The sequence below is a fragment of the Streptomyces sp. NPDC046876 genome, assembly GCF_040645035.1.
Classification (GTDB): domain Bacteria; phylum Actinomycetota; class Actinomycetes; order Streptomycetales; family Streptomycetaceae; genus Streptomyces.
On the sequence record NZ_JBEYXK010000035.1, the window covers coordinates 42,532 to 67,837 of the forward strand.

Annotated in this window: 21 protein-coding genes and 3 pseudogenes; 15 read left to right on the plus strand and 9 right to left on the minus strand. The window is 70.6% G+C overall.

Features of this window, described 5'->3' with window-relative positions; translation table 11 throughout:
• The 3 genes from ABZ924_RS20050 to ABZ924_RS20060 form a co-directional block, all read right to left on the minus strand.
• A complete protein-coding gene (locus ABZ924_RS20050; RefSeq protein ID WP_361911198.1) occupies nt 1–1,194 on the minus strand; it encodes a hypothetical protein in 1,194 nt (397 codons plus the stop codon).
• Nucleotides 1,195–1,280: 86 nt separating this feature from the next.
• Nucleotides 1,281–3,455: a BTAD domain-containing putative transcriptional regulator gene (locus ABZ924_RS20055; RefSeq protein ID WP_361911201.1), complete on the minus strand. Its 2,175-nt coding sequence runs from the start codon at nt 3,453–3,455 to the stop codon at nt 1,281–1,283.
• A gap of 245 nt (nt 3,456–3,700) precedes the next feature.
• On the minus strand, nt 3,701–4,639 hold the full coding sequence (locus tag ABZ924_RS20060) for a pyridoxamine 5'-phosphate oxidase family protein (RefSeq protein WP_361911204.1): 939 nt from the start codon (nt 4,637–4,639) through the stop codon (nt 3,701–3,703).
• Nucleotides 4,640–6,571: 1,932 nt separating this feature from the next.
• Here ABZ924_RS20060 and ABZ924_RS20065 point away from each other — a divergent pair.
• Nucleotides 6,572–7,483 (plus strand): cytochrome P450, encoded by a 912-nt coding sequence (locus ABZ924_RS20065; protein WP_361911207.1) that lies wholly within the window; start codon nt 6,572–6,574, stop codon nt 7,481–7,483.
• 60 nt (nt 7,484–7,543) lie between these two features.
• Here ABZ924_RS20065 and ABZ924_RS20070 read toward each other — a convergent pair whose 3' ends face one another.
• Nucleotides 7,544–8,101: a GNAT family protein gene (locus ABZ924_RS20070; RefSeq protein ID WP_361911210.1), complete on the minus strand. Its 558-nt coding sequence runs from the start codon at nt 8,099–8,101 to the stop codon at nt 7,544–7,546.
• A gap of 358 nt (nt 8,102–8,459) precedes the next feature.
• Between ABZ924_RS20070 and ABZ924_RS20075 the strand changes: the two are divergent.
• Together ABZ924_RS20075 and ABZ924_RS20080 are read left to right on the plus strand one after the other, a co-directional pair.
• Nucleotides 8,460–9,830: pseudogene (locus tag ABZ924_RS20075) on the plus strand (FAD/NAD(P)-binding oxidoreductase); the annotation flags it as partial.
• 132 nt (nt 9,831–9,962) lie between these two features.
• A complete protein-coding gene (locus tag ABZ924_RS20080) occupies nt 9,963–11,084 on the plus strand; it encodes a cytochrome P450 (RefSeq protein ID WP_361911254.1) in 1,122 nt (373 codons plus the stop codon).
• A gap of 201 nt (nt 11,085–11,285) precedes the next feature.
• Here ABZ924_RS20080 and ABZ924_RS20085 read toward each other — a convergent pair whose 3' ends face one another.
• Nucleotides 11,286–12,794: a DUF4246 domain-containing protein gene (locus tag ABZ924_RS20085; protein WP_361911212.1), complete on the minus strand. Its 1,509-nt coding sequence runs from the start codon at nt 12,792–12,794 to the stop codon at nt 11,286–11,288.
• Between the two features lie 356 nt (nt 12,795–13,150).
• Between ABZ924_RS20085 and ABZ924_RS20090 the strand changes: the two genes are divergently transcribed.
• Complete coding sequence (locus ABZ924_RS20090; RefSeq protein ID WP_361911215.1) at nt 13,151–13,546, plus strand: hypothetical protein; 396 nt, start codon at nt 13,151–13,153, stop codon at nt 13,544–13,546.
• 859 nt (nt 13,547–14,405) lie between these two features.
• On the opposite strand, the gene ABZ924_RS20095 is transcribed toward ABZ924_RS20090, so the two are convergent.
• The gene (locus ABZ924_RS20095; RefSeq protein ID WP_361911218.1) at nt 14,406–15,029 is read right to left on the minus strand and encodes a DJ-1/PfpI family protein; all 624 of its coding nucleotides are present in this window, start codon (nt 15,027–15,029) and stop codon (nt 14,406–14,408) included.
• Between the two features lie 88 nt (nt 15,030–15,117).
• Here ABZ924_RS20095 and ABZ924_RS20100 point away from each other — a divergent pair, with 88 nt between their 5' ends.
• From ABZ924_RS20100 to ABZ924_RS20130, 7 genes and pseudogenes are all read left to right on the plus strand, one after another.
• Nucleotides 15,118–16,455: a PLP-dependent aminotransferase family protein gene (locus ABZ924_RS20100; RefSeq protein ID WP_361911221.1), complete on the plus strand. Its 1,338-nt coding sequence runs from the start codon at nt 15,118–15,120 to the stop codon at nt 16,453–16,455.
• 362 nt (nt 16,456–16,817) lie between these two features.
• A complete protein-coding gene (locus tag ABZ924_RS20105; protein WP_361911224.1) occupies nt 16,818–16,985 on the plus strand; it encodes a hypothetical protein in 168 nt (55 codons plus the stop codon).
• A 705-nt stretch (nt 16,986–17,690) separates the two neighbouring features.
• Complete coding sequence (locus tag ABZ924_RS20110) at nt 17,691–17,909, plus strand: hypothetical protein (protein WP_361911227.1); 219 nt, start codon at nt 17,691–17,693, stop codon at nt 17,907–17,909.
• 65 nt (nt 17,910–17,974) lie between these two features.
• Nucleotides 17,975–18,331, plus strand: a complete 357-nt coding sequence (locus ABZ924_RS20115) for a hypothetical protein (RefSeq protein ID WP_361911230.1) — start codon at nt 17,975–17,977, stop codon at nt 18,329–18,331.
• A gap of 77 nt (nt 18,332–18,408) precedes the next feature.
• Nucleotides 18,409–19,026, plus strand: a complete 618-nt coding sequence (locus ABZ924_RS20120; RefSeq protein ID WP_361911233.1) for a TOPRIM nucleotidyl transferase/hydrolase domain-containing protein — start codon at nt 18,409–18,411, stop codon at nt 19,024–19,026.
• Nucleotides 19,027–19,197: 171 nt separating this feature from the next.
• On the plus strand, nt 19,198–19,575 hold the full coding sequence (locus ABZ924_RS20125) for a hypothetical protein (RefSeq protein ID WP_361911236.1): 378 nt from the start codon (nt 19,198–19,200) through the stop codon (nt 19,573–19,575).
• Nucleotides 19,576–19,749: 174 nt separating this feature from the next.
• Nucleotides 19,750–19,899, plus strand: a pseudogene (locus ABZ924_RS20130) (IS110 family transposase); the annotation flags it as partial.
• Nucleotides 19,900–20,420: 521 nt separating this feature from the next.
• On the opposite strand, the gene ABZ924_RS20135 reads toward ABZ924_RS20130, so the two are convergent.
• Together ABZ924_RS20135 and ABZ924_RS20140 are read right to left on the minus strand one after the other, a co-directional pair.
• Nucleotides 20,421–20,768 (minus strand): trypco2 family protein, encoded by a 348-nt coding sequence (locus ABZ924_RS20135; protein ID WP_361911257.1) that lies wholly within the window; start codon nt 20,766–20,768, stop codon nt 20,421–20,423.
• 80 nt (nt 20,769–20,848) lie between these two features.
• Nucleotides 20,849–21,409, minus strand: a complete 561-nt coding sequence (locus ABZ924_RS20140; protein ID WP_361911239.1) for a TetR/AcrR family transcriptional regulator — start codon at nt 21,407–21,409, stop codon at nt 20,849–20,851.
• A gap of 97 nt (nt 21,410–21,506) precedes the next feature.
• Here ABZ924_RS20140 and ABZ924_RS20145 point away from each other — a divergent pair, with 97 nt between their 5' ends.
• Together ABZ924_RS20145 and ABZ924_RS20150 are read left to right on the plus strand one after the other, a co-directional pair.
• Nucleotides 21,507–22,109, plus strand: a complete 603-nt coding sequence (locus tag ABZ924_RS20145) for a DUF2867 domain-containing protein (RefSeq protein ID WP_361911242.1) — start codon at nt 21,507–21,509, stop codon at nt 22,107–22,109.
• A gap of 61 nt (nt 22,110–22,170) precedes the next feature.
• Nucleotides 22,171–22,717 (plus strand): annotated as a pseudogene (locus ABZ924_RS20150) (helix-turn-helix domain-containing protein); the annotation flags it as partial.
• Nucleotides 22,718–22,774: 57 nt separating this feature from the next.
• On the opposite strand, the gene ABZ924_RS20155 reads toward ABZ924_RS20150, so the two are convergent.
• Nucleotides 22,775–23,362, minus strand: a complete 588-nt coding sequence (locus tag ABZ924_RS20155; RefSeq protein ID WP_361911245.1) for a GNAT family N-acetyltransferase — start codon at nt 23,360–23,362, stop codon at nt 22,775–22,777.
• A gap of 176 nt (nt 23,363–23,538) precedes the next feature.
• Here ABZ924_RS20155 and ABZ924_RS20160 point away from each other — a divergent pair, with 176 nt between their 5' ends.
• Both ABZ924_RS20160 and ABZ924_RS20165 read left to right on the plus strand, forming a co-directional pair.
• On the plus strand, nt 23,539–24,591 hold the full coding sequence (locus tag ABZ924_RS20160) for a hypothetical protein (RefSeq protein ID WP_361911248.1): 1,053 nt from the start codon (nt 23,539–23,541) through the stop codon (nt 24,589–24,591).
• A 153-nt stretch (nt 24,592–24,744) separates the two neighbouring features.
• Nucleotides 24,745–25,254 (plus strand): DM13 domain-containing protein, encoded by a 510-nt coding sequence (locus ABZ924_RS20165; protein ID WP_361911251.1) that lies wholly within the window; start codon nt 24,745–24,747, stop codon nt 25,252–25,254.
• Nucleotides 25,255–25,306 lie beyond the last annotated feature (52 nt).

Below are 25,306 nucleotides of genomic sequence, written 5' to 3' on the forward strand. Positions count from 1 at the left end.
CTACCCGGACGCGGACGCCGCCGGCAGATCGGCGAGGGCGGCCCGGGCGGCGGCCTCCCAGTGGGGGGAGTCCCAGGCGGCGGCCACCCGCACGGCGTCGTGGTAGTGGTTCCGGGCGTCGTTCGGGCGGCCCAGGAACCGGGCGAGGTCGCCCAGGGTCTGGGCGACGGGCCGGAAGACGAGGCTGAGACTGCTCGCACCGCCCGCCAGCCCCCGCAGGGGCAGCAGGTCCGCGTAGACCTCGGCGGCCGCCTCGCGGTCGCCGAAGGCGATGGCGGCCGCTCCGCGCAGCCCGGCGAGGATGGAGTAGGCGAAGTCGCGCAGGAGCGGAGCGCGCCGGCCGAAGACCTCGCGGGCTTCCTCGGGGCGGTCCGCGGCGAGCAGGGCGAGTGCCGTGAGGGCCTCGTTGTGCGGCTGGTACTGCTCCCACACCGCGAGGAGCACGGGGAGGACCTCGGCGAGGCGGCCCTGCTGCAGCCGGATGCACCCGATGGCCAAGCCCGCCAGGCCGCTGAGGTCCACCGCCCCTCGGGCCCGCAGTTCCGCCACCGCCGATCCCAGTTCCCGTTCCGCCTCCTCGAAACGCCCCTGCGCCATGGCGAGCATGGGGCGGCGCAGCCGGGCCACGGCGAACGCGCCCTGGAGCTCGTAGGTGCGGGCGATCCCGTCGGCACGTACGAGGCACCGCTCCATGTGCTCCGGGTCGTTGCGGGCGGCTGCGATGCGGGCGGCGGTGTAGGCGCTCATCCAGGAGTACTCGGGGCCGTCCTGGGCGGCCGCGACCTCGGTGAGTTCCTCGTGGAGCGGCAGGTAGGCGGCGGGGTCCAGTTCGCAGTCGATCCGGCGCAGCAGCGAGGTGAGCGTCAGGCCCCGCAGGCGTGGCTCGCCCACCGTACGGGCGAGCTCCACGGCCTGATACGCGACGGTCAGGGCGCGCGGATCGGTGTCGTCCAGCGCGTCGGCGAGCTGGTCGAGGAGCAGGCACCGCTGCCGGTCGGCCAGGTCCCGGGTCTCCAGGAGCCTTCCGAGTTCCTCGACGGCCTCGGGGTCGGAGTCCGCGTACGCGCGGACGCGCCAGGGGGTCGGTTCGGTCCAGGTCGTGTAGGCCGCGGTGAGCAGATCGGCACGTCCTTCCGCGCGGGCGACCCGTACGGCTTGCTGCTGTGCTTCGCGGGCGGGCACGATCGCGCCCATCCGGATCCGGCAGTCGACGAGCCGGCCGAGCAGCTGGACGCGCAGCAGGGAGGCGTCCTGGCCGGCGAAGGCGGCCGGGTGGTCGGTCAGCAGGCGGAGGGCCTCGCCGAGGAGGGTCTCGGCGTTCTGAGGTGCGTAGCGGCGTACGGCCTGCTCGCCCGCGAGCCGGGCGTGGTGGACTGCGGGCGCGGGGGGGGGGGGGGGGCGGCCCGCGCCCCCCCCGCGCGGCGCAGGAGGTGGTGGGCCGTGGCGGCGACGTCGTCGGAGCCGAGGGCGATCAGGCTCCTGCCCAGCCTGGAGTGCATGCGGGCCAGCCGCAGGCGGGTGAGGTCGGCTTCCAGGGCGTCCCGTACGAGGGCGTGGCTGAAGCGGACCGTGCCCGGTCGCGGTTCGGTGAGCAGTCCCGCGGTGATGCCCGCTTCCAGGGCGTCGATGAGCTGATCGGCGTCGTGGTCCGCGGCGTGGACCAGGAGGGCGACCGGAACCTCGCGTCCGGCGACGGCCGCCAGGCGCAGTCCGGCGGTGACGGTCGGCGCGAGCAGTGCCAGCCGTCGCCGCAGCACGTCCTGGACGCCCTGCGGGATGCTGGCCAATGCCTTCTCCTCGCCCTCGCCGGCCAGCAGGAGCGAACTCTCGCGCAGGTAGAAGGGGTTTCCGCCGGCCCGTTCGGCCAGGGCCGCCGCGGCCCGGTCGCTCATGCCGGTCGCCGTGCGCCGCAGCAGCGCCTTCGCCTGGGTGTCCGACAGTCCGGCGAGTGCCAGTCGTACGGGCGGGCGGGCGGCGAGGCGGGCCAGTGCCGCGGTCAGGTCGCCCTCGCCGGTGCGGTACGAGCCCACCAGGAGCAGGGGCACGTCGCGCAGTTGCTCGGCGCAGAGCAGGAACAGCTCGACGCTCTCCTGGTCGCCCCGGTGCAGGTCGTCGAGGAAGACCGCCAGGGGCTGCCGCAGGGCCGTCTCACGGAGCCAGCCGAGCAGCGCCCTGTGGAGCCGGAAGCGGCGGGCCGGGCTGCCGTCCGGCTGCCCGGGGCCGGTCTCGCTGCCGGGGGCCAGGAGCGGGGCCAGCTCCTCGGCGTACGGGCCCGGCGGGGCGGCCTGCGCGAGGGTCGGCAGCATGTCGAACCAGGCCCTGCCGGGCGGGGCGCCCTCGCTCTCCGGGCACTGCCCGAAGGCGGTCAGCCAGCCCTGCGGGGGAAGTTGTCGGAGGGCGGCCTCCAGGAGGCTCGATTTGCCGATGCCGGCTTCTCCGGAGACCAGGACCACCTGTGCCCGGCCGTCTCGTGCCCGGTCCGCGGCGGAGGCGAGCCGGGCGAGCTCCTCGTCGCGGCCCAGGAGCCGGTCCGCCGCCAGCACCGTCGGTGCAGCGGGCCTCCCGTGTCCAACGGCCCCGGCCGGCTCCTGTGCCGGCTCCGCGGCAGAGGCCGCCTGCGGCTGCGCGGCGGCCATGGCGGGTACGCCGGCTTCACCGGCTTCACCGGCTTCACCGGATTCGCCGGTCTCCCGGTGGAGCAGGTCGAGTCGCTGGTGCAGCAGCGACTGTTCCAGCTCCAGCAGGGTGGGCCCGGGTTCGACGCCGAGTTCCTCGCCGAGGAGGCGCCGGGCCTGCCGCAGCGCGGCCAGGGCGTCACCCTGGCGGTCGCGGGCCCACAGCGCCAGGGTCAGCAGCCGCCAGCCTTCCTCGTGGAGCGGCTGCTCCCGGGTCAATGCCCTCGCTTCGGCGAGTGCCTGCGCCGCCTGTCCGCAGCGCAGCTGTGCCGCGGCGAGCCGTTCGCGCGCGCTACGGCGCATCTCCTCCAGGCGGGTGCGCTCTCCAGCGGTCCACGGCTCGTCCGCGAACTCGGCGTACGGCTGCCCGCCCCACGTGGCGAGCGCCCGGGTCAAGCCCTCGACGGCGGCGTGGGCGGGCAGCCCCGCTTTCGAGCCGGCGGCGACCTGGTCCTCGAACACCCAGGCGTCCACCGCACCCCGTTCCACGGCGAGGGCGTAGCCGTAGGGTGCGCTGACCAGGATCCGCGCCGGGGTCCGGGGCGGCCGTTCCGGTTCGAGGGCTCGCCGCAGACGCGCGACGTAGGCATGGAGCGATGCGTGCGCGCTCGGCGGGACGCGCGTCGGCCACAGCCTCTCGATGATGCGCTCCGTGGGCACGACCGTTCCACGGGCGACCAGCAGTTGGACCAGGACCATCCGCGCGAGCCGGCCCCGCGTATCAACCGGACGGCCGTCGACCTCGAGCCGGAACGGGCCGAGCACCTTCAATGTGATCATGACAAGAACATCGTAGACGGGTGAGCGGACCAGGAGCCGACCAGGAGGCGTCGCCCGCCGGGGTGGGGCCCCTGTCTTGTCAGTGATGGGGGGACCGCATCACCGTCAACAGCCGTGAGCGGCCGACCGCCGCCGGGAGCGCGGGACGGCAGGAGGGGCGCCGGAGCCGGGCGAAGGCCGAGGCGAAGCGGCTCACCACGGTACGCACGCAGGCTCCTTCCGGGCAGGACCGTGGCTCGGCACCTTCAGCTCCCGTCCGTCTGCGACGCCGGCTCCGCCAGGGCGCGGAACCGGTCCCACTGCACCTTCGGGCGGCGCAGCCCGCGGCGCCGGAGGTAGCGATCGGTGGACCGCTTCGTGCGGCTCAGGACCCGCAGGGCGTCGCTCGCGCGGCCCGAGCCCATGGGCTCGACCACGGTGGAGGGCACCAGGAGCCATCCGGCACCCGTCTGCCGCAAGTTGCCGCGCACGAGCGCGTTGTACATGTGGTTGAGCAGTTCGTCGTGCCGGTGGACCAGCAGGCTGGCCGGCCCCGGCTCGACGGGGCAGTCCGGCGGCACCTCGACCAGGTAGCCCGACCTCGTCGGCTGCGGGCGGGTGCGGGCCAGGACCGGCGCCCCCGAGGCGCTGCGCGCGGCCAGGACCGCCGAGGGCATGCGCCCCAGCTGTTCGGATCCGGGCAGTCGCGGCGTGCCGGGCGCGGTCGTCGGCAGGTCATGGTTCAGCAGCTCTTCCAGGGGCGGCCGCACGATGACCTGTTCCGGTTCTACGGTGATGAGCAGGCGCAGGTAGTACCAGGACATCATCGGCCTCATGGGAAACCTGAGGTACGAGCGGCTGTGCGGCTGCCGCTCGAACAGCATGCGCCAGTACTCCTCGGCACCTCGCGGGCCCGCCATGACCCTGTCGGGGCACTCGGCGCGGCCGCTGACGAAGATCTGCGGGGCGTGATCGAGACCGCTGCCCGTCGGGTCGGAGAAGAGGAGGGCCACCCGGCCGTCGCGCCGTATGTTCAACGCCTTCTGCGCGAACGCGAGGGAGGTGGTCAGCAGAAGCGTTCCGTCCTCGCGGTGTGCGACCGCCGTCGGCCAGACCAGCGGTGTTCCGTCCTTCGCCAAGGTGACGAACTCGCAGGTGCGGTAGGCGTCCAGGACACCGGGCGGCGCGGAGTCGAGTAGCGTCATCGCGTCGCTCCGGCACCGAGCGCCGACGTGGCCTTGTGCGTGCGGACGCTCGCCGGGCCGCGCCGTCCCGTGCGGTCGATGATCGCTGCGGCGCGGTCCGTCGCTCCGTCCGACACGACCGTGACCGGCCGGGGCAAGGGGGCGGAAGCCGGACGGAAGACGCGGTGGACCACGCCCGTCTGGGGGATGTGGGGACCTCGGGGGGCACTACTGGGGAACACGCTCGCTTGCTCCAGGATCGAATGCCGACGGCGGACACGACAACCGTGCCCGCTCCCCCTTGGCGTGGACTTGGCGCCGACTTGCCACACGGCCCGGCAGGCGACGGCGAGCCGCTCCATTCGCACGGCCGGGCCGCGCCGCTGCGATGCATCACCTCTTCCAAAGGTCTCCCACGCCGCCCCCGCCCGCTCTGGCCCGCGCCATGCGAGGCCTTGCCGCGCCCGTCACTCGCGAAGACCCTGGCGTCAATTCCGGGGCCTGCGAACCACACCGGGCGTCTGGACGCGGAACCGGCCGTGGCCGGGCTCCGGAACGCCCGGGGAAGACGGCCCCGTGCTGCCGTTCGTAGGCCTCGCCCGGGTCTTCCGCCGCGACACCCCGGCTCTGGCGGCCGGGCCCGACGGTGCAGATCTGATGCAGATCTTCCGCTGCCCGTGCACCGCGCTGGGAGCACGAACTCCCCGAGCCGTGTGTCCTGCATCCCGAAACGGTGGACACCTGTCCCTGGACGAGGACGACACGCTGCCTGATTCTCTGATCGCCCGCATCGACGCGTGGGACGACGCCCAGGCGGCGGAACACGGCGCCGTGGCCCCCGCTACCAGTTCGACCTGTCGATCCCGCCCGGCTGGCGGGTGGGCGGTTTCCGAGCTGGTCGTCGACGGGCCCGATGGCCATTGGCTGCGCATCCTGCGCCATCCCGATACGGTTGCTGCTGACCGCCGCCGGCGACGAGATGGACGCCGGCTCGCACAGCCGGGTGCCTCCGGAGGACCGCGACCCGTCCCTGCGGGCGAAGGCCTCGACCCAGGGCAGCCCGTCCGTTGCCCAACCGACCCGACTCCGTTTCGGACGGGAACGGGACCTGCACGTCTTCACCTGCCCGGCCGACCCCCGGCCACCCACCCCAATGGGCTCTGTCCCAGCCAGCGGGCAGAGCCCTTCCAGGCCCCTCAGACGGGCTCAGCGCGTGTTCGCCCAGCTCAACGGAGTTCGGCCCGCACCTCGCATCCATGCGGGCAGCCAATAATCCGAATGCGGCAATGTACCATAGATCACATATGGGGTATTTGGGGTATTTGGTGCTACCGGGAACTTCTTCTGTGAGCCCTTGGCTGGAGGACTCAAGAAAGGTGAAAGGAGTGCATCGTGATCGCCAAGCTGCTTCGCAAGCTGTCCTTCACCCGCCACTACGGCGCGTACGGACTGCATGACTGGGAGGTGTACGGCGACGACTCTGTGTGACCGCATTGCTGGCGGACGCCCCTTGGCGCCCGCCGGTTCCCGGTCCTGGTGCCGACGACACCGGGGGGCGATCTCATGGGCCGAAGGAATGAGCCGCCGCGGTTGCCCGGAGGCAGCTTCGCGGCCTGGAGCCGCGATCGGCTGGGAGTGGCGCGTCGTGGCGCTGAAGAGTGTGGGGACGTCTGGCAACTGGAGCCAGGTGTCTACGTAGCCGCTGCCGCCGGGCCGTGTGAAGCGGTTCTGCGCCGCACGCAGGACTTCCCCAAGCCGTCCTCGCCTCTGTTCCCGCCGTTGAAGCGGTCGAGCGGAGCGCCGACGCCCGAGGAGCGTGCCCACGCTCATGCCGCCCGTATGCATGGATTGCGTGCGCAGGCGGTTGCAGCACGGCTTGGTGAGATTGCGCCCCGGACCGCTCGGTTTGCCGACGAGTGGCCCACCGGCCGGGACGTCGAGGTTCTTCCCCTGGTGCGGCACGCCCTGGCGGAGATCGGCGTGAGCTATCTGTTCTCCGAGGACGCTCCCGCTCTGCTGCCCCATGCCGCGCAGCTCTTCTTGGTCCGGGAGGTACTCGTACACCCCTCGCGCTGGGTGTGGCCGCGCTGGGTCCCCACGCCGACACGGCGGTACCGCACCCGGCAGCAAGTCGCCTTCACCGACGCCTTGCGGCCCGTCATCCGTCGACGTCGTTCCTCGGGCCGGCTCGGTGACGACGTGCTGGGGCAGATGCTCCGGCCCTCCCCCCGCTACGGCCTGCTGCCGGAAGAGGCCATCCTCGACTCGCTCCCCGGCATCACGGTCGCAACCTTCGAGACCCCTTCCCGGGCAGCCGGGTGGATCCTGCTCCACCTGGCCCGGCACCCGCAGGCGGCGAGCCGCGTGGCGGCCGAAGCCGCCTCCCTGCCCGCGGACCCGGCCTCGACGACCAGCGCCCACCTCGGCAGCCTGCAATACACCCAGGCCCTGGTGAGTGAGGTGCTCCGGATGTATCCCCCGAGCTGGCTGCTGGCGCGCCGCGCCCCGCGGCAGACTCAGCTCGGCGACTACACGATCGACGCCGGGTCCACCGTTCTCGTCTGCCCCTACACCGCTCACCGTGACGCACGGGAGCATGCCGACCCGGACCGGTTCATGCCGGAGCGCTGGCTCGATGATTCGGGCTCGCTGGCGAAGCCCGGGGCTTTCCTCTCCTTCGGTACCGGTCCGCACGGCTGCGAGGGGACCGCTCTGGCCATGGCGGTGCTGACGCTCCTGACTGCGCAGACCGCCTGCCGCTACCACTTGAGCGAGCCGCCCGGGCCGGAGCCCGGCTACCAGGTCACCACCCTCGAAGGTCTCGCGACTGCCGGTTTGCGCCTGCGCGCCACCGCGCGCGGCTGAGGGCGAACAGCGAACGTCCTCAGAGTTCGAGCGGCGTTCGCACCCGCCTGGACGACCGGCTCATGGTCGGCTCGCCGTGTGGCGCTGGTCGAACTCGTCGGCGAGCATGCCCATCATGACGAGGTCGTGGTGCCGGTCGGCGAAGAAGACGTGTTTCCGCAAGCGCCCTTCCTCGGTGAAGCCGAGCCGACGGAAGAGTGCCAGCGATGCCTCGTTGTCGGCGAGGATCGCTGCCAGGCATTTGTGATACCGCCACTCGGCGAACATGAAGCGCAGCAGCAACGCCACGGCTTCTGTCGCGTAGCCCTTGCGCCGGTGGTCGACGCCGACCGTGACATCAAGCTCGAACCAGCCTGAATGACAGCCGGTGCGATGCGAGGCGACCGTGCCGACCAGCTCTCCCGTGGCCGTCGCTTCGACTGCCAACCGGAAGCGGTCGCCGTCGCACTCCGCAACGGATTGCTCCTTCGCCCAGACACGGTAGCTCTCGGCGGACCGCGGCAGATCCAGTCGGCTCCCTCGCCGCCCGTCGTCGTCGGCCAAGCGCATGAACGCTGTCCAGTCGTCGGGTTCGACAGCGCGCAGGCGTACCCGATCACCGGTCCAGGACGATGCCATGCCCCCATTTGATCACGCTGTCCTGCGCACGGGACCGAGAGGCACACCGCAGTTGACTCGCCGGTACGGGTGCCGCTGTTACGCTGATTCTCTGACGGTATGAGCGCCGCTCACTCAACGAGCACGGTGCAACCCCTCGCGCTCCGCGGCGGTGGGCAGCGGCCGGATCCCCCGCGCTGCGCGCCGCAGCGGCGCCGCCTTCAGGCCCTTCAGCTCCCAGCTCCCAGCCCCCTGTGGAGGTCGGGGTGAAAGTGGTCGTTGGTCTTTCCCGGACGTTCCGCATGTACGGCGAGCAAGCGCTCGTGTACGGCCTGAACCCCGACGACGTACGGTACGCACCCGCCGAGGTGTCGGCGTCATGACCGGCGCCGACAGCCTGCGTGCGTTCAGGCGCGACGGCCGCATCGTGGTCGTCGGGGCGTCGCTGGCGGGGCTGCGGGCCGCGGAGGCTCTGCGCAACGAGGGTTTCACCGGATCGCTGACCATGATCGGCGACGAGCCGTGCGAGCCCTACGACCGGCCTCCCCTGTCCAAGCAAGTCCTGACCGGACGGGTGCCGGCCCGGGGCACCACGCTGCCACGCCGTCGCGGCATCGACGCGGAGTGGCTGCTGGGCGTGCCCGCCGACGGGCTGGACCTCGCGACGCACCACGTGCGTCTCACCGACGGACGCGAGATTCCCTTCGACCGGGTACTGATCTCCACCGGGGTACGGGCCCGGCCCTGGTTCGTCGAATCCGAGGCGGCCCTGGAAGGCGTGTTCGTCCTCCATACGCGCGAGCACGCCGAGAGCCTGCAGCGGACCCTGGCCGCCGGGCCCTTCCGGGTGCTGGTCATCGGTGCAGGATTCACCGGCTCCGAGATCGCTTCCGTCTGCCGCGAGCGGGACATCCCGGTGACCCTCGCCGAACTCGCGTCGGCCCCGCTGGTCAGTGCGCTCGGCACCGTGATCGGCGAGGTGACGGCCGACCTGCAGCGCGCGCACGGCGTCGACCTGCGCTGCGGTGTCAATGTCACCCGACTGGAAGGCGACGCGCAGGGACGGTTTCGCCGCGCCCACTTCGACGACGGCAGTACGGTCGACGCCGATGTCGCGGTGGTGGCACTCGGGAGCATCCGCAACACCGAGTGGCTCCAGGGCTGCGGACTGGCGGCGGGCGCGTGGGGAATCACCTGTGACACGGGCTGTCGCGCCCTCGACATCAACGGCCGCGTCACCGACGACGTCTTCGCCGCAGGTGACGTGGCATGTTGGCCGCACCCCCTCTACGATGATCGGCTCGTCGCACTGGAGCACTGGGCCAACGCTGTGGAACAGGCCGAGGTCGCCGCCCACAACATGGTCAGCGCCCCGGCCGACCACCGGCCCCATCTGTCCGTCCCGCGGTTCTGGTCGCTCCAGTTCGGCGTCAACATCAAGTCCGTCGGCCTGCCGACCTTCGCCGACGAGGTGGCCATCGTCCAAGGATCGCTGGACGACCACCGCTTCGTCACCGCCTACGGCTACCAGGGCCGCGTCACAGCCGCCGTGAGCTTCAACAACGGCAAACGACTGGACCACTACCAACGGTTGATCGAGACGGCCGCGCCCTTCCCGCCGCCCTTCCCCACGCCCGACCAGCCGGCCGACAGCAAACCGGTGCCCGTCGACTTCCCCGACCCCGCCCTGCTCGCGCGAGACGCCACGATGGCCGTCACAGCCCGTACCCCCGGTGAACCCCGCGTCACGGCCGCGGACCGGCATCGGCGGAAGGTGGCCCGGACGGCAGCGACCGGGACGGCCGACACGCTGCGACGCATCTACGACTACTCCGCCCGGGCCGACCCCTACCCGCTGTACGCCGAGTTGCGCAGGGCACCGGTGGCCCGGCAGGAAGACGGCAGCTACGTCATCAGCACCCACCGCGAGATCACGGACGTACTGAACGACCCGCATCTGAGTTCCGACCTGAGCAATCTGTCGCCCCCGGTGCCACCCGCCGACGGAAGGACCCCGGCGTCGTTCATCCACATGGACCCGCCCGAGCACGACCGCCTGCGGCGGATGGCGACACGCCAGTTCGGCCCCCCACACACACCCGGGCTCGTGACCGGGCTCGACGGCTTCCTGACCGCCACCGTCGGCAGCCTGATCGACGACCTGGCGGCCAAGAAGCGGATCGACGTCGTCGACGATTTCGCCAACCCGTTTCCCGTGACCGTGATCTGTCACCTGCTCGGTGTGCCGCGCGCGGACGAGCCGAGGTTCCACCTCTGGGTGAACGACATCATGAACTCGATCGACTACAACCCGGAGACCGACCCGAAGGCAAAGCTGGACAAGGGTGTACAGGCACGCAAGGACCTGCCCCAGCGCCTCGGCGAGCTGGTGGAACAGCGCCACGGCCGGCCGGGAGACGGCTTGCTGTCACGGCTGGCCGACGACGACGGGCCCGACGGGCGGATGACCGACGCTGAAATCGTCGCCACCGCCAAACTGCTCCTCATCGCCGGCCATGAGACCGTCGCCAACCTCATCGCCAACGGCATGCTGACGCTGCTGCGCCACCCGCAGATCCTGGAACGACTGCGCGGCGAACCGGACCTCGCCGCGCCACTGGTCGAGGAACTGCTGCGCTACGAGCCCCCCGTGCAGATCATTCCCTGGCGGGCCGCGTACAGCGACATCACCGTCGCCGACACCGTGATCCCCCAAGGCTCGCGGATCATGCTCATGCTGGCCTCAGGCAGCCGCGATCCGAAGCGCTTCCACGATCCGGACCGCTTCGACCCAGACCGGCGCGACAACCAGCACCTCGGTTTCGGCAGCGGCATTCACCTGTGCTTCGGCGGCCCGCTGGCACGCCGCGAGGCCCAGATCGCGCTGACCGAGCTGGTACGCAGACTCGACCGACCCAGGCTGGTCACCGACCCACCGCCGTACCGGCCCAGCCCCGTGCTGCGCGGGCCGATCCATCTGGACATCGAGCAGGGTGACGGTTGACGCGGCAGCCGAGGGCAGCAACGACGGTGCCACTACCCCGGCACCGGCCGGCTGCCTGCATGACCAGCCGCCCGGCCGGGGGCTTCGTGCTTCGTGCGCGGACGAGGACGCGGGCGGAAGAGCGGGCGGCTGATTGAGAATGGGCCCCGTCGACTCCGCCCGGGCTCCGGGCTGGGGCCTTGACCGGGCCACCACGGCGGTTCAGTGCTCGCAGAGGGAGAACTCCCGTTCGTAGAGCTGCTCGTTGTGTTCGTCGACGAAGAACTTCCTTTCCTTCATGAGTTCTTCGCGGTACGTCTTGGCCTGCTCGAGCGTCATGGTCGAGGTGTCTGACCAGGGCTGCTGCGGCGGCACGTCGGAGGTCGAGACGATCCGCTCCGACGGGTCGACCAGAAAGAACGCGAGGATCTTGCGGTGTCCCGGGCGGGTGGGGTCCGCGAGGCGGAACGCGTCCACGCGGTGCTGCAGGACGTTGGGGAACGCCAGGCAGCGGCCCTCAGGGGTCGGTACCGAGCCCAGCACCTGGTTCAGCGCGTCTTCGTCCTCAAGGCCGTAGACCTCGCGCAGCCCGGCGTCGTCGTTCTGTTCGTAGTGCGGGTCGTCGAGTGCGGCCCGGAATCCCAGCCGGCTCTCGGTGATGTTCTCGCTGTCCCAGTAGTAGATGCCGGTCGAGACGATCCGCTCGTTCAGCATGCCCTCGACGTGCCACGAGCCGCCGGGGTATGCGGGGTTGTCCGGGGTGAGGTGGACGGTGGCGAGCTTGACGATGACCTGGAGTCGGCGGCCGCGCAGGTCGACCCGGGCGGATGCGTCGGGCAGTGCGGGCGGAGTGAAGGCCGGGGCGTCCGGGACGATCGGGCGGCGGTTCTCCCACCAGGCCTCATAGGCGTCGGACCATGCAGCGCGGGCCTCCATGTAGGCCGCGTTGTCACTGTAGGACGACTGGCGCGGATACTCCGGCTCCGCGTCGTACCAGCCGTAGGGATCGGCCTCGATCCGCAGGGGCCGCGGGTGCCGCAGATCGGTGAGCACGTTCTCGAACAGCGGGCGCAGGCGCGCGAACACATCCGGCAGGACGGAGGCCAGTGCGCGATGCTCCTCGGGGTGGACGTTGTTGACGTACGAGCGGAAGGCGACGGCGCCGTCGTCACTGACGTCGACGTCCGTGGGCAGCCACTGGAACCTCTCCGAGAACTCGTACTTCGCGTAGTGCTTCGTCGGGTTCTGCCAGGCCCGCTCCGGCCCTCCGCTCACATCGCGCACCAGGCAGAACAGTGACGGGTGCACGAGATCCAGCACCTGGCCCTCGGATCCGGGATGCCAGTCCCGCTCCGCTTCGGGGACTTCCTCCAGGACCCGGACCGCCTCCCGCAGCCGGGACCCGAGCTGCTCGTCGATGAGGGTGTCCGACTGCCAGACCCCGTCGACCGCGGACACCTCGATGCCGGTCCGCGCGTCCCGCAGCACGGCGTAGTGCCCCAGTTCGGCGAGCACGTAGCGCACCTGCGCTTCGGTCAGGCCCTGCGCCACCGCTTCCTGCGTCCATCTGGCGACGATCTCGGCGTCGTTCATCTTGTCGAACCACGCGGGCTTGGCACGCAGGTGCGAGCTGCACTGCATCATCTGCAGTTCCCGCAGCGTTCGGGGCGTTGCGAACGCCGGGGAACGGGAGCTCTGGAAGGGCAGCGGGAAGGCGGACAGGCCGGTCACTTCTGATGATCCTCACGGTCGGTGTGCGGTGCCGGGAAGGATAGCCCGCCCCGCTGACACCACAGCCGCGGCCCCGGGCGGGACGACCGTCACTCTCTCTGACCAGCCCAGCTCGGCACCCCGCCACCGGTGAACGGCACTGCCGCCCAGGTGAGTATCGGCTGCAGCGTCGGTGGCCGCCGGCTACAATCGCGTGCAACGCGCCCCGGTGCACCTACCTGGCAGACTCCAAAGGGCTGGCTGCCCCCACCCCTTCAAGAAGGCGCGGCAGACGGATGCCTCCGAGGCGAGAAGTTTGGGCGACGCTGGTGCTGCACCAGCGCCCGCGCAGATCGCGGATGCTGCATGATCGAACGATGCTGGTCGAACTGGTGAAGGTCGCAAAGTTTCCCTGGAGCCCCTGGCTGGCCCAGATCCGGACCCCGTTCGGAGGGACCATGGTCCGCTGGTGCGGTGACCAAGCCGCGAAGCCGGGTAAGTACCACGTCGAATGGACGGTCGACGAGGACATAGCCTGGGGGCGGAACGCGAAGCCGGCCGTCGGCGTTGGACCGGGAGTCCGGCCTGGTGGCCACTGCGTGGTCCTGCGCGGTCAGCTGAACCTCACAGTGGACGGCGCCGCCGTGCTGGACTTCGATGGCACGCATATCCTGCTGGACCTTGCTCATCCGCTGCCCGAGGGTGTCGCAGGCACATGGGCCGAGCTCTTCATCGAGCGCGAGGAGATCGCTCTCTACCCGTACGAACTCTGACCAGACGTCAGTCCTTGGTCGTTGCCCACTCAGCCCAACGGGTCTCATCGATGCGGTCGGACAGATAGATCACGATGGCCTCTGGGTGCATGCCGAACGCGGTGCCCGGCTTCGGAGGCCGCAGGTGCCAGCAGCTGCTCCGGCACGCCGCCTGCTGGCGGGCAACGACGTCGTACACCCGGCCCTGAAGGGCGGTGGCGTCGCTCGTACTGCGGCGGGATGCGGGGTATCTCCCGCTCCCCCGCGTCCTGGCCCGGGGTCGGGGCGCAGCTGGCTCGCCGGTATCGGCCGGGCCACCGGGCGGTGCAGAGGCAGTAGCCGGACTCCAGGCCGTGCACCGTCTTCGGCTCACTGATGTCCAAACGGTGCGTGGAGATTGCGGCAGCCACCATCCGGTCGTCCAAGCCCGGCTCGCGGCGGCAGCCGCGCAGAAGGGCGAGGTGCCGGCGGTGAAAGCGGCCGCCGTCGTTCATCACGAACACCGTCGCGGTGACGTCGACGGCCGCACCGGAGGTCAGGATCGTGCTCGTCTTCCACCACGCGCGCAGCTGCGTGAGCGGCCGGCGCTGCTGATTGGGCGGGCGAACCTTGCGGGCGGCGAACAGCACCCACGAACCAGGCATCGAGCCGGAGGCGTACGACCCGAAACCGACGTCGACTTCGCAAACAGCGGCCTGAGCAGTGGTACTTGCCCGAACCCCAGCCCGGCGGTCCGACGAGACGGCGTGGGAGACGGCAGCCGCGGAGTTGTCGAGGGAGGGTCACGTCGCCGCTGCGGTCGCCCCGGAGATCCTGCGCCGTCCGGATGCCGTCGCGAAGGTGGCGGCTTCCTGGCCGGGCCGTTGCCTGCGACTGGCTGTCAGACGAGCACCTGGGCGGGAGCAGGCAGGTAGGGGGTGATGTTGCGCCAAGCGCGCTCGATGTACTCCTCCTTCTCACCGACCGGGGCGACATAGTGCAGCGCGGCTTCGGCGGCGTCGTTGCCCTCAAGGCGGGCGATGATCCAGGCGGCGAGGTAGTGGGAGGCCAGGCATCCGCCGGCGGTGGCGATGTTGTCCTTGGCGTAGAAGGGCTGGTTGAGGACCTCGACGCCGGCGGCGACGACCCACGGCTTGGTGATGAGGTCGGTGCAGGCGGGGATGTCGTTGAGCAGGCCGAGCCTGGCCAGCACGAGCGCACCGGAGCACTGCGCCGCGATGAGCTGGCGCGAGGGGTCCAAGCCCCGCAGGATGTTCATGATCGCCGGGTCTTCGGTGACCTCGCGGGTGGCGATGCCGCTGCCGACGATGACGGCGTCAGCGCCGCACGCCTCCTCCAGCGTGGACATCTGCTCGATGACCACCCCGTTCATCGACGTCACCTTGGGGCTGGGGGTGGCGATGGTGACACGCCAGTCGTCGGTCTTGATGCGGTTGAGCACACCGAGCGCGATCAGGGAATCGAGCTCGTTGTAGCCCTCGAAGGTGAGGATGGCGATGTGCACGACGGCTGTCCTTCCGGATGAGTAGGACTCAACGGTAAGAACCCGAGAGCAGGACAGTCAAAGAATTGTCATGGATACAATCCGGTGCATGGCAGCCTCGCGGTACAAGAAGCTGGTCGACGCGCTCGCATCCGACATCCGGACCGGGCGCCTCGCCCCGGGGATGCGGCTGCCGACCCACCGCGCTCTCGCCGCCCGCGAGGGCATCGCCGTGGTGACCGCGACACGGGTGTACGCCGAGCTGGAAGCGATGCGCCTGGTGAGCCGGGAACAGGGCCGCGGCACGTTCGTGCGTGACATCGCGGTCCCCGCCGGTCACGGCATCGATCAACAGGCCGTCGCCACGGACGCGGTCGACCTCAGCTTCAACTACCCGTCGCTGCCCGGCCAGGCCGACCTCCTGCGGCAGGCCCTGCGAGAGGTGGCCACCTCCGGTGATCTCGACTCGCTGCTGCACTACCAACCACACCGAGGGCGCCCCCAGGACAGAGCCTCCATCGCACGACACCTCACACGCCGGGGAATCACCGCCGAGGCGGATCGGATCCTCATCGCCAACGGCGCCCAGCACGGCCTGGCCATCACCGTCATGGCCACGCTGAGCGCCGGCGACGTCGTCGCGGTCGACGCCCTCACCTACCCGGGTTTCAAGGTGCTCGCGCACGCCTTCCATCTCGACCTGGAGCCCATTCCCACCACCACCGACGGGCCGGATCTCGATGCCCTGGAGAAACTGTGCGCGACCCGCCCGGTGCGCGCGATCTACACCATGCCCACCCTGCACAACCCCCTGGGCTGGGTCATGTCGGCCACCGACCGCACACGTCTGATCAGGATCGCCCGACAGCACGGTCCGCTCATCATCGAGGACGCCTCATATGCCTACCTGGTCGAGGATCCTCCACCGCCTCTGGTCGCAACGGCACCGGACATCACGGTCTACGTCTCGGGACTGTCCAAGAGCATCGCCACCGGCCTGCGGGTCGGCTTCGTCCTCGCGCCGCCGCCCACGGTTCCGTCCCTCGAACGCGCCATCCGGGCAACCACCTGGAACACCCCTGCCCTCACCACCGCCATCGCCTGCCGCTGGCTCGACGACGGCACGGTGAACCACCTGGAAGCGCAGAAACGAGAGGATGCCAGGGCCCGCCAGGCGCTGGTCAGGCAGGAGCTGGCGGGCCTCCCGCTCATCGGCCACCCCTCGTCCTACTTCACCTGGCTGCCACTGCCCGACGACGCACGCGCCGACCGCCTGACCGCCACCCTCGCGCGCCGGCGCATCTCGGTCACCACGGCGGAGCCGTTCACCACGTCGACGCACACACCACAGGCGATCCGCCTCGCCTTGGGCTCGACCGATCTGGACAGTCTCCGGTCGACGCTGCGCACAGTGCGCCGAGTCGCCGTCGAGGACGCCTACACCTGAACTCGGGCTCCAACCCTTCTGTCGGCAAACGATGGCGGGCTCACGCGATCAACGCACCGGGGTTGCTTCGGTTTGGCCGACATCCGAGATCTGGGCTCGTACCCGGGGAGGGATGTCCATGATGGAGAACATACCGAGAAGAAGCCGCGACCGCGGCAGCGGTCCACAGCGGATTTTTCAATGCCGAGACCGTGGAGCTGTGCCTGCGCGGGGACCGGTCGGTGTCCGATGTCTGCAAGGACTTCCACTCGACCTGACGGAGTCGGCGGTGCGGTTGTCGCCGGCCCAGTACGACGAGAGTCACCAGCCCAAGGATCCGGAGCGTGACGAGCGGGCGGAGCTCGCGTCCGAGGTGCGTTGCCATGCGAACGCGCCCGCTCGTACACCTCTTGGGTTTGGACGTCGCGGCGTTCGGCTGGCTCAGCCAGGACGGGGAGAGCGCCCGGGCCGAGTTCCTCGGCGACAGCGCCGGGTTCGTCGTGCCCACCGTCGAGGCCGGCCGGGTCGTCTTCACGTCCACGCCGTGGTGACCGAGACGTCCAGCGGCAAGAAGGTCGTCGACACGGTCGCCGGACGGTTGAGCACGCCGTTCTGGGCACCGGACACCAAGGTGGAGTGGCTGGGAAGGCGCGGCGGACCGCATCCTGAAGCGACTCGATGTTCGTGAGCGTCGACTTCGCCGTGCGCTGGTACTCGCGCACGAGCCGCTGGCGCGCTTCCGGGAAACCCCGCGCTCATCATTCGGCGCGTGACCGCTTCCCCCATCTACCTGGGTCCTTCCTGACGGGCTTCTTCGGCATATGAACTTCGCGTACCTGACCGACGAACTGGACAGCAGGGCAGTCCTCTGGCTGCTCGCCGCGGGCCTGCAGGTGGTCTTCCTGACCATTGCGCTCTTCGGCCCGGCCTGCACCGCACCGGCCTCTGGCGCCGACTGCAGGACGGGGAAGGCCGCATCGCGGACGACTAGGGAGGGGAAGACCTCGGCGCCTGGGTCACCCGGCGCCCGGCCGGGGAGAGCGCGCAGGCACGCCGGAATGGACCAGCATCGGGCCGAATCACCCGTTTCCGCCGCCAGCCCGTCGCGATAAAGGCCCCGCCATCGGCTTCAGCGCTGGTCAACCTGCTCATTGCGCCGCCGGTCTGGGTCGGCCGGCCAGCGCCGGGTCACCGATCTCGCAGCACGCATGAGCCGGCTGCTGGACCAACCTCGGCGAGGCCCCCGAGCCCGGCAGGTGGAGCAGGATGCCGCCCGCCTCCATGAGGCGCGCTGGCTCGACAACAGCATCCCGCAGGTGGACGCCACCCTCCGGCAGGCCAAGGAGAGCCTCTTTCGGCTGGTGCTGCGGACGGGCCAGGACACCCTGGAGATCTGCGCGGTGGTCCTCCGCGTGGCCTGCCGCACACTGACCGACCTGGCCAAGGCCCATCAGGGCGGTGAGAGCTTCGCCTGATTGATCACCGCCCAGGTCAGGGCCGACGCTGAGGAGGCGGAGGTCCGGCTGACCGGGAGCTCGTGGTGGCCGGGGCAAGCCGCAGCCGGCTCGCGGAGCTCCTACTGACCGAGCTCGGGGAGGTCCCGGCCCGCTGGCAGTGGCAGGGAGCGCTGCACGCCCAGATCGACCCAGTCCTCGACGAACTGGGCGTGGACAAACGCCCCCAGCGCCTGCAGGAAGAGCTCGGCCGCCAGACCCGCGCTCCTGGCCCGGCAGACGCTTCGACTCGCGCCTGCGAGGGCGCGCGGGCGGCGGGGGCGGCGGGGACCAGGAGGGCGGCACCGCCGCGTCACGATCGGGAGTATGACCCGGACACCGCGCAGGTCCATGTACGAGCCGTCGAACACGGCTGCTACCACCTCCGTGTGGACCGGCCCTGACTCGGCCGTCACCGGCCCCTTGCGCTGCGGCGGAAACTCCCTGGCGCGGTGGCCGGACGGCACGCAGACTCCGTCCCATGACTGACATGGAATCGTTCCGGGAGGAAGTGACCGCCTGGGCGGCCGGCGGGACCGGGGACCGTGCGCGCGAGCTGGCCGCGCTGCTGCGCGTCCGGGCGGTCGTCCTGCTCGAAGGGGCGAGCGACGTCGCGGCGGTCAGCGCGCTCGCCGAGCGCCGCGGCCGGGACCTGGCGGCCGAGGGGGTCTGCGTCCTGCCGATGGGCGGTGCCATGAGTGTCGGGCGGTTCACCGGCCTCCTCGGACCGCGAGGCCTCGGCCTGCGCCTCACGGGACTGTGCGACGAGGCGGAGCGCGGCTACTACGACCGCGCCTGGGAGCGCGCCGGTGCGGCACCCGGAGGGTTCTTCGTCTGCGCGGCGGATCTGGAGGACGAGCTCATCCGCGCGCTGGGCGTGACACGGGTGGAGGAGCTCATACGCTCGGAGGGCGACCTGCGCGCCCTGCAGACCTTCCTGCGCCAGCCCGCACAGCGGGGCCGCAGCCCGCAGCAGCAGCTGCGACGCTTCCTCGGCACGAAGAAGGGACGCAAGATCAGCTACGGACGGGCTCTCGTCGAGGCCCTCCCCCACGACCGCGTACCCGCCCCGCTCGACGGACTGCTCGCCGGTCTCTGACCTGGCGCCCGCTACCCCCGCCCCTCGACCGGAACGGGCCAGACGGGTGGTGTGCGGTCACGGTCGGCCGATTCCGGGTCGGCTGCGGAGTCGTCCGGCGGGTGTGTCGGCGACGGTAGTGAGACCACCCGCGGCTCGCTGGGGGTCGCGCCGTCGCAGGGAGTGTGAGTCATGCGTCGTTCTGTGCCCCTTCTGCTTGCCGCTGCCGCCTTGGCCGGGCCTCTCGCCGTTCCCGCCGCCGCGGCGGACCCGACGCCGATCACCTCGCCCTACGTGCAGGCGGCGGCGGACGTCAGCGCCGCCGGCGTGCTCAAGCGGGCGAAGAACATCGATTGGGTGCGGCACGTCAACACCGGCCGGTACTGCGTGAAGGTCAGCAACCAGGTGAACCTGGCGTTCAGCGTGGTCCAGGTCGAACTGCCCAACTCCAACCGCCGCAGCTTCACCACGACCCCCAACGCCGTCTGCGGCACGAACGCCGTCACCGTCTACACCTACGACCTCAACGGCAGCTACGTCGACAACCCCTTCACGGTCGCCGTGTTGTAACCCCGAGCCCGTCAGCCGGTTCACCGGGCGGTGACGTCCCCCGTTACCTTTTTCGTGGCTCTGTAATGGGGCCTCCGACCTTCGGGCCCGGCATGACCACCCCCTTGTGGTTCACGATCCGGGGGGGGAGGTGTCACTGAATGCGAGGGACGCTTTCATCATCGCCGAGCTGAGATGATCCTCGGCTTCGACGACGACCTGGCCGGCGAGGCAGCCCGGGTCGCCAACCGGCTGCACCGCATGCTGACCCGGATCCATCCGTCGCTGGAACGGGTGCTGAAGCCGCGGTTGCAGCACCCAGCCGTCCTCAGACTGCTGAAACGGTTTCGCCACTGCGGAGAATGCTGGCGCAGCGCCATCACATACTGGTTGCCTACGAACCCGCTGCCGGGATTCAGTTCCCCGCGCAGCTGCGCGGCTTCCACCGCCTTTCCCTCACGCTGGGCGACCTCCGGCACGCCCCAGGTCTCGCAACCGCTGCCGGGCCTGTCCGTCACCAGGCGGCCCCACCGCACCGGCGCGGCCGGCGCGCGCCAGTGCTGATCGTCGTCGGCGAGGACCAGGGCGGCATCGTCCCGCCCTGCCGGGGTACCGCACCACACCACCGTCCCACCCGTCGTCCCGCTGCCGCCCGGGGTGGAAGACCCCCACCGGGGTGCCGGCGGGTCCGACGACGTGCGCGGAGGTCAGCACCAGCCGCCCCAGGACCGCATACCCCGAACCGGCCCACCCGGCCCGCTCACTCCGGCCAGACGCTGCTGCTCCATGCAAACCCTCCACGGCCCCTGCCGAAAAACACCCGCTGCTCTGGGTGCCGGCGGATGCGTCCTCGGCCCCGGCTCGGCTCAGTACTCCTTGATGCGCTCTGTTGTTGCTCCGGGGCCCGGCTGGCGTGGCCGTGTCGCGCGCATCAGCAGGTCCGTGCCGTTTGCGGTCTTCGGGGTGAGGGTGAAGGACACCCTGTGCGTGCGCCCGCGTGATACCCCGGCTTCGGCCCCCGCGGACCCGACCGCCCACAGCCTGAACCCGGCCTTCGCCTTCGCGTCCGCCCGCAACTCGACCTCGAAATCCATCGCCACCGGCCCCACCGCGAACACCACCCCGGGATCCGCACGTCTGGTCGGCAGGCCACCAGCGCAGAGCGGCGGTGGCTGTGGTGAACGCTGCGCCCGCCGTTTCCACCGCTGAAGGATTTACCCGCTCTGGCGCGCTTGAGCGACTTACCCAGCCGCGGCTGGCGAGCGAACAAAGATCTGGGTCGGGGCCGGTCGGCCTAACGCAGGAGCCACTTCCTGGTCAGGTCCATGACCTGCGCGCGGCTGTGGGCGCCGTGGTCGGCGGCGACGACGTAGCTGCCGAGCCGCACCGAGAAGGTGAGCATGCAGCGGACCTCGACATCGTCCTCGTCGGTGCAGAACTCGCGGAACAGCGACCGCAGGTAGTCCATGCGCCGGTTGTCGACGCGGCGCAGCCGCTCCGCGACGGCCTCGTCGCGTCGCGACCAGTCGCGGATCGCGAGGTCGAGCGCCACGCCGGTCGCCGGCCCGTCCTCGATTTCGGCGACGAGCGTGAACAGCCGCTCCAGCCGGGCCCTGGCGTCCCCGCCGCCGCTCTCGACCTGCTCGATCACCGCCTCGGTGACCGACCGTTCCCAGGTGTCGAGCATCTCGTCGAGGAGTGCGCCGCGGTTGCGGAAGTAGCCGTAGAAACCGCCCTTGCTGACGCCGAGCGCCTGCGCCAGCGCCTCCACGCGGACGGCCTCGGGTCCGCCCGCGGCGAGCGCCCGCAGGCCCTCGTCGATCCACTTGCCGCGTGGTGTGCGGGTCACGCCCACGGTGTGTCTCTCCCCTCACACAGCACCTGTCTATACGGCACCGTATAGACAGGTGCTACCTTCTTCTATACGGCATCGTATAGACAGGAGCTTGCTCGTGAGACTCCCGAAAACCGCGCACACCTCCCGCCCCTGGCGGATCCACGAGATCGCAGCCGATTTCCATGTCGAGGACGTCTGGGAACTGCCGACACCGGGCGGAGCGGACGATCTGGCCCTACTCGTGGACCAGTTCACGAACGGCGAGGGCGATCCCGTTCCGTCTCCCGTGGGCCGCGCGCTCTTCGCGCTCCGCTGGAAGCTCGGCGCCCTGTTCGGCTGGGACAAGCCCTCCGACGGCATCGGCGCCCGGGTGCCTACGTTGCGCGACCGGCTCCCGGCGGACCTCCGCGAGGGCCCCCGAGGCCCGGACACCAAGTCGGTTCCGTTCACCTCCGTCTTCCTGACCCATGACGAGTGGGCGGCGGAGATGGCCAACCGGACCATGCACGGCGTGATGCACATCGGCTGGGTCTCGGACGGATCCGGCGGCGACCGCGGCCAGATGGCCGTCCTGGTCAAGCCCAACGGGCGCCTCGGCGCGCTCTACATGCTGGGCATCAAGCCCTTCCGCTACCTGGGGGTCTACCCGGCGCTGATCCGCAGCATCGGCCGCGAGTGGGAGCGGCGCGCCGCCGAGAGGAGCGCGAGCGCCTCCTAGTGCTGTGACCGGGTAGGTTTGCCGGGTTGCTCGTTGTGCTGGTCGGATGTGACGACACGCGGACACCGTCCGCGACGTGATGCACCGCTTCAACGAGATCGGGCTCGCATGCCTGAACCTCGGTAGGCGGGAGAGCGTCTCCGCCTCTTGAATGGTGAGGACGCGGACTTCGTCGTCGAGACGGCCACCACCCGCCCGCCCGCACTGGGCATGCCCTTCACCCGCTGGTCGGTCCGCAAACTCGCCGATCACCTGCGGCGCAACATCTCCCGGCCCGTTCGCCTTCGACGAGCTCGTCCCCTTGGCACCCGTCCGACCGCCGGATCCTGCCGGAAGAAGCAGCGCCGGCCCGACCGGCCGGCGGCCACCTTACGCCGCACCCACGGCATGACCTGCTTACGTGGCTGCTACTCGGTCGGGCGACGACAAGCTGTGGGGCATCAACCGCAGACGCAATGGCATCCACCACATCCGGGCTGCCCGGCGATCGATCCGGGCAGCTCGTCCGGACGGGGCCCCGATCTACGTGATCCCCGACAACCTCTCCGCCCAGCTGTGCTTTCACGCCAACCTGCGCATCCTGGACGAGCCCCATCGAGGCCCAGTAAGGCATCCGCTGGGGCGGCAGACCCCTAACCAACGCGGCCTGACCACCCGTCACAGGATCAGATGTCCCCCTGAACCAGGGCGTGAAGGTGCTCGTCGTGCCATCCGTCTTCGTGCAGCAAGGCGCTGCGCATCGTGCCTTCGAGGGAGTAGCCGGCCTTCGCCGCTACTCGGCATGATGCCGAGTTGGCTACGGCGTGGCACAGCCGGAGCCGGTGCAGCCCAAGGTCGTCCAACGCCCACTGACTGACGCGCTTCGTCGCCTCGACCACGACGCCCCGCCCGCGTCCTGCCGGCAGGATCCAGTACATGATTTCGGCACTGCCGCCACTGAGGTCCATGTCACCCCAGCCGATCAGCCCCACCGCCTGACCACCATCGGGCTGAGCGATGGCCCATATCGCGCTCTGCTCGTTCTCCCAACGCTCGCGCATGCGCTCGATCCGCCTGCACGCTTCCTCCTGCGAGGTCAAGACGAGCCGGTTCCACTGACGGATGGCCGGTTCCCGGGCAGCGGCCACCAAAGCGTCGGCGTCTTCGACACGCCAAGGGCGTAGCTCCAAACCGCTGGGCAGAGCGAGCACGGGTTGTTCCATTCTGGCCATGTGGCCTGCGGGAACGACGGGCGGAATGGGTGAGGTGATCATCGCCGCATCGTGCCATAGCCCTACACCGGACAGAACCTACCTCCGCAGCCCTGCAGGGAGGTGGGGTGTGACGGGCCGGGGCGGGCCCCGGCCCCGCTCCCTGCTGGTAGCCGGAATTGCTTTTCCGGGCTGCCGAGCCCCTTGTAACGTTCCGGCGTTCGGCGGCACTGACGGGTATGAGCCATGACGACCGGCGTGCGCCGTTCCTCGACCGCATGCTGACGAAGAGCCCGGAGCGGAGCCATGCGCAGGGCCCGGTCGAACTCGGTTCACAGATCACCGAGAACATCAGCAACGAAAGGCTGACGATCATGACTGCCGAGACGATCGAGACCGTTCCCACCTGCGCCTACCCTGGCTGCACCCACGCGCCCGAGCCGAAGGCTCCCGGCGCGGAGGGCCCGGCCTCCCGCTACTGCGACCACCCCGACCACAACGCCCTCGGCGCGTTCCGGAAGTTCCGCGCCAAGCGGCAGCAGCGCAAGGAGGACAAGCGCGCGGCGGCCGCGGTCAGGAAGGCGGCCGAGGAGGAGGCGAAGGGAGCCGCTCAGGCGGCACCGGTGGCCGGGCACTCGTGGCCCGCCTCCTCCGTACACGGAGCCGAGGTCGTGTCCCAGGAGCACGGACAGGCCCCCGCCGCCGAGACGGCCGAGCCCGCCCCGGCGCGGGCGGCGGCCGTGCAGGGTGAGACCGCCTCGGTGGAGGAGGACATGGAGGCGATGGAGGCCGCGGCTTCCATGGCCACGGCCATGGCCGATTCTGGCGACGGAGCCCAGTCCCGCGACACCGTCGTCGCGCTCATCAAGCAGCTCTCCGCCGATCTCCCGGCCTACATCGAGGAGTTGGCGATCATCACCGACTCCGCGGCGGCCGAGGCGCGCATCGAGACGGTCACCCGTGCCTCCGCGCAGCGCATCCTCGCCGCCGAGGAGCGCGCCACGCTCGCCGAGGAGGCGGCCGACATGGCTGTCGCCGCGCTCGACGCCGCGACCGAGAAGTTCGCCGAGGAGACGGCCGCGATCCGCGAGGAGGCCGCGCACAGGGTCGCAGACGCCGAGTTCGTCCGGGCCGAGCTGGAGCGCTACCGCGAGCGCGTCGGGATGCTCGAAGTCCGGCTCGACGCCGTCCGCGACGAAGCCGACGAGCTGCGCCGCGCCCGCGTGGCCGCTCCCGTGGCCGCGAGCTCCCCGGCCACCCCCGCTGAGCAGGCACACCCCGAGAACTGTTGAAGGTCGTAGCCGGACCGGAGTGGCGGACGTTCATCCGTAACGTTCGCCGCTCTTTCCGTCTCTGAATGACCAGTGGCCAGGGCGCCGGGGCAGTGGCCTGTGCCGCCTCCCCACCGCGCCCACGAATATCCGAGCAGAAACGGAAGAACCCTCATGTGCCGCAGCAAGCGCCGCACCGCCCTCTGGATCACCACCGCGGCCGTTGTCGTCGTGGCAGCCGTCGGGCTGTACCTCTTCCAGCCCTGGAAGCTGTTCACCACTGACCGCGTGGACGAAGCTCCTCCCGCGGCCGCCGTCCAGCAGGCGGGCACGGTCAAGCAGGTGTCGACGGGGGCGTTCATCTCGCACGAGCACGAGACCAGCGGTTCGGTCGAGATCCAGCAGCTCGCCGACGGGAAGGCGAACCTGCGCCTGACGAACCTGCGCACCTCCGACGGTCCGGCCCTGCACGTGTGGCTCAGCGATCAGCCGGTCAAGAAGGGCAACGGCGGCAACCTCGACGACGGCAAGCACATCGACCTCGGCGGCCTGAAGGGCAACGAGGGCAACCAGAACTACGCGATCCCCGCCGGCACCGACCTGAACAAGTTCTCGACGGTGACCATCTGGTGCGAGCGCTTCAGCGCCTCCTTCGGCGCGGCCGAGCTGAAGCAGCGGGCGTGACGGGGTCGGGCCGCACATAGAGGGCGAGGAGCGGGTGGCATGTCGCCACCCG